Genomic DNA, 3,654 nt, shown 5'->3' with positions numbered 1-3,654 from the left:
TGCCGCTTGAGGTAGTTCTCGAGCTCGGGGTACGGCCCGGTCGTGGCGATGTCGAGGGCGCGTGGGTAGTCAGCCAGGAAGTTGACGTCGGGCAGGCAGGCGATCACGCCGTCGACCCTTCCCGCGGCGAGCCCCGCCGCGGCGACGGAGAGCCCGCCGCCCTGCGAGACGCCCTGGACCACCACGCGCGAGGCATCCACCCGTGGATGCGCCTGCACAGCCTCGATCGCGCGGACGGCGTCGGTGAACAGGCGGCGGAAGTAGTACGTGTGCCGGTCCAGGATGCCCCGGGTCATGAGCCCGGGGAAGTTCACTCCCCCGGCGCTCGGGTGCGGGTCCGGCGTCTCGCCAAGCTGCCCTCCGTAGCCCTGGCCACGCGAATCCATGACGAGCATCGCGTACCCGGCCTGGGCCCAGATGGTGTTCTGATGTGGGAGGCCACGGCCGCCGGAGTAGCCGAGGTAGTGCACGACGGCGGGAAGCCCCTCCCGCTGCCCACCCGCCGCGGGGCCGGGCTGGGCGGCGGGCAGGTGAAGCCAGGCCTTGATGGGGTCCCCGCCGTAGCCGGCGAAGGTGACGTCATAGGTCTCGATGAGCGGCAGGTGAGTCTCCACGCGATCGAAGCGCGGGCTGAGAGGATAGCTGCGGGCCTCGTCGATGGTTTCGGCCCAGAAGGCGTCGAGGTCGGCGGGCAGCGGGCTGCTTCCACGGTAGGCGCGCAGTTCGGCGAGTGGGAGGTCGATGGCTGGCATAGCATGGAAGTCTAGTCAGGAAAGCGATTTCTGGCCCGTCATTCCGGCGACTCAGAAGAGGAGGTCCTCATGGCCCGGATGAGCACGAGACCCGCCCAGCGGGTCACGATCGCCCACGTCGCCGAGGAGGCGGGCGTCTCCCGTGCCACGGTGTCGCGCGTGATGAACGGCCTGGCAACCGTGGACCCCGAGATCGGCCAACGGGTGCGGGACGCCGCCGCAAAGCTCAACTACATGCCCAGCACCGTGGCGCGCAGCCTCGCGATCGGGCGGACACAGACGGTGGCGATCGTGGTTCCGGACCTCGCCAACCCGATGTTCCAGGAGACCCTGCGGGGGCTCACGCGCGCGGCGGCCAAAGAGGGCTATCGCGTGCTGGTGGCCGACTCGATCGAGAACCCGGACGAAGAGGTGATCCTGGCCCGAGAGGCCCGGCGCCGCTGCGACGCCTTGGTGCTCGTCTCGCCACGCATGGATCCGAGCGCCCTCGGCAGCCTTCTGCCCGAGCTCGCGCCGGTGGTGCTCGTCAACCGCGAGAGTCCCGTGGACGGCGTCCCGAGCCTCGCCGTGGACTACGGGGCAGGCGTGCGGCGGATCGTTGGCGAGCTGCAGCGGCTCGGCCATGAGCGGATCGCGTACCTCGCCGGGCCCGAGAGCTCCTACGGCAACCGGGCGCGCCTCGCGGCCCTCGAGCAGCTGGGCCCCGACTCGCCCCAGGTCGTGAAGATCCCCTGCGGCGCCATGTTCGAGGACGGCTACCGGGTGCGCGACAACGTCCTCGCCTCGGGCGCGACCGCCGCCGTGTGCTTCAACGACCTCGTGGCGCTGGGGCTCCTCGGCGCGCTGCATGAGGCGGGCGTCGGCGTTCCCGAGCGGCTCTCCGTGACGGGGTTCGACGACATCCCGTTCTCGCGGTTCTCCTCCCCCACCCTCACGACCGCCTCCGTCCCGCAGACGCAGCTCGGAGAGCAGGCCTGGGCACGGCTGTGGGACCTGCTCAACTCGCGGGAGCCTGAGCACGACCTCACCGTCACGCCGCGCCTCGAGGTCCGCGCCAGCATCGGGCCGGCAAGCGCGTGACGGAGGACGCATGGGTGGGCTGGAAGCACGACTTGGCCGCCGCCGTCGTGCCTTCCTCGGGGCTGTTCGAGGATCACGTCGCGACGCCGGCCGCCGAGGTGCGAGAACGCTTTCGGGCGGCGCTCGGCACGATCCCCGCAGCGCGCGAAGCTGACGTCAAGGTCGAAGGCGAGTGGACGCGCGACGGGCTCGACGGCCTCGAACTCACCTGGGAAACGGGGTACGGGCCTCGCACCGAGGCCTGGCTCCTCCGACCGGCCGGCGAGGACGCGGTCCTGCCGGGCGTGCTTGCACTGTTCGAGCACGGCGGCGTCAAGGAGGTGGGCAAGGAGAAGCTGGCCGACGGGCCGCGCCTGCTCGACGACGACGTCGCCGCCACGGTGCAGCGCGGCCGGGATTCCTCGTACGGCGGGCGGGCGTGGGCCGAGGACCTCGCCCGTCGCGGCTTCGCGGTGTTGGTGCCGGACGCCTTCGGCTTCGGCTCGCGCCGGCTTCCGGACGACGACGAATCGCCGCGCCTCGTCGAGGCCCAGGCAGCCAAGGTCGCAGGCCTCCTCGGCGCGTCGTGGGCCGGGCTGATCGCGGGCGAGGACCTCCTGGCCCTCTCGGTGCTGCGGGGTCTACAGGGGGTCGACGGCGGTCGTGTCGCCGCCGTGGGGATGTCCGGCGGCGGTGCTCGGGCCGGGGCGCTGCGCGTGCTGGCGCCCGAACTGCGGGCGACCGTGATCGTGACGATGATGAGCACGCTGCCCGCACTGATCCCCTCGCACACTTCCCACCACGCGTGGACGTGGCTCGGCCCGGGCCTTGGCTCCGCGGGAGACTGGCCGTCGGTGGTGGGCTCGTGGACCGAGAATCCGCTGCTTGTGCAATACGGCCTCGAGGACCCCCTCTTCCCGCGGGACGGCATGGCGGCGGCCGACGATCAGCTCCGGCGTCGCTTCGCGGCGTTCGGACACGAGGCGAACTACACGGGGGCGCTCCTGCCGGTCGGCCATGTCTTCACGCCGAACATGCAGGAGGCAGCGTGGGAATGGGTTGCCGAGGCGCTCAAGCGCTGAGGCGCAGATGGAGACGTTGACGGGGAAGGCCCTTGCCCATATGGTGGTGAGAAATCGGTTTCTCGCCCCTGAAGGTTGGCCCATGCCCTACGGTCTCCGTGCCGCCCCCCTCCGTGCCGCTGAGCCTGATCTCAGCGAGCACGAAGCCAAGCGACGCCGCCTCCTCCATCTCCTCGACGCCGAGGGGATCGAAGCGGTAGCCCTCACGTCCCAGCCCGCGCTCGCGTGGTACCTCGAAGGGGCCCGCACCCATGTGAGCCTCGCGGCGCCGCCGATCGCCGCCGTCGTCGTCTCCCGCGACGGCGACCGTGTGCACGTGACCTCGAACGAGGCGGAGCGGCTCGCCGCGGAAGAGCTGCCGGAGTGGGCCGAGGTCGTGGAGCATCCGTGGTACGCGCGCGGGGCCGAGGCAGCCGAGGCCGAGGCCCTGTCCGCGGGAGGGGCGACGGAGGGCCGCCTCGAGGCCGGCGTGCGGGCGGCGCGGCAGCAGCTGCTTCCCGCCGAAATGCGGCGGTATCGGGAGCTCGGGGCCGATGTCGCGGCCCTTCTCACCCGCTGCCTGTCCTCGGCGTCGCCGACGGAGCCCGAGCGCGACCTCGCGGCGCGGCTCGCCGCCGGGGTGGTCGAGCTGGGGGCGGAGCCGATCGTCGTGCTCGCAGGCGGTGAAGAACGACGGCGCCACCGGCATCCGCTTCCCACCCCGGCCGCGCTGGGGGCGCGGGCGATGGTCGTGGTGTGCGCACGGCGGTCCGGCCTCATCC

At 72.1% G+C, this 3,654-nt stretch carries 3 protein-coding genes and 1 pseudogene; 3 read left to right on the top strand and 1 reads right to left on the bottom strand.

All coding sequences use genetic code 11. The features are described 5' to 3' along the window. The coding region (locus ACTHL9_RS11925; RefSeq protein ID WP_440519329.1) for an acetylxylan esterase at window positions 1-752 on the bottom strand (752 nt) is incomplete at its 3' end. Between the two features lie 69 nt (window positions 753-821). Here ACTHL9_RS11925 and ACTHL9_RS11920 point away from each other — a divergent pair. The 3 genes and pseudogenes from ACTHL9_RS11920 to ACTHL9_RS11910 all read left to right on the top strand — a co-directional run. Then, entirely contained in the window at window positions 822-1,832 is a 1,011-nt protein-coding gene (locus tag ACTHL9_RS11920; RefSeq protein ID WP_440519327.1) for a LacI family DNA-binding transcriptional regulator, read from the top strand. Continuing rightward, window positions 1,829-2,893 (top strand): dienelactone hydrolase family protein, encoded by a 1,065-nt coding sequence (locus tag ACTHL9_RS11915; RefSeq protein ID WP_440519325.1) that lies wholly within the window; start codon window positions 1,829-1,831, stop codon window positions 2,891-2,893. Before ACTHL9_RS11920 ends, ACTHL9_RS11915 begins: the two co-directional genes overlap by 4 nt. 82 nt (window positions 2,894-2,975) lie before the next feature. Then, window positions 2,976-3,654, top strand: a pseudogene (locus ACTHL9_RS11910) (M24 family metallopeptidase); the annotation flags it as partial.

It is taken from the genome of Sinomonas sp. (genome assembly GCF_051955515.1).
Lineage (GTDB): Bacteria > Actinomycetota > Actinomycetes > Actinomycetales > Micrococcaceae > Sinomonas.
The sequence above is the reverse complement of the archived record's forward strand: the minus strand, read 5'-3'. Positions and strand labels throughout refer to the sequence as shown.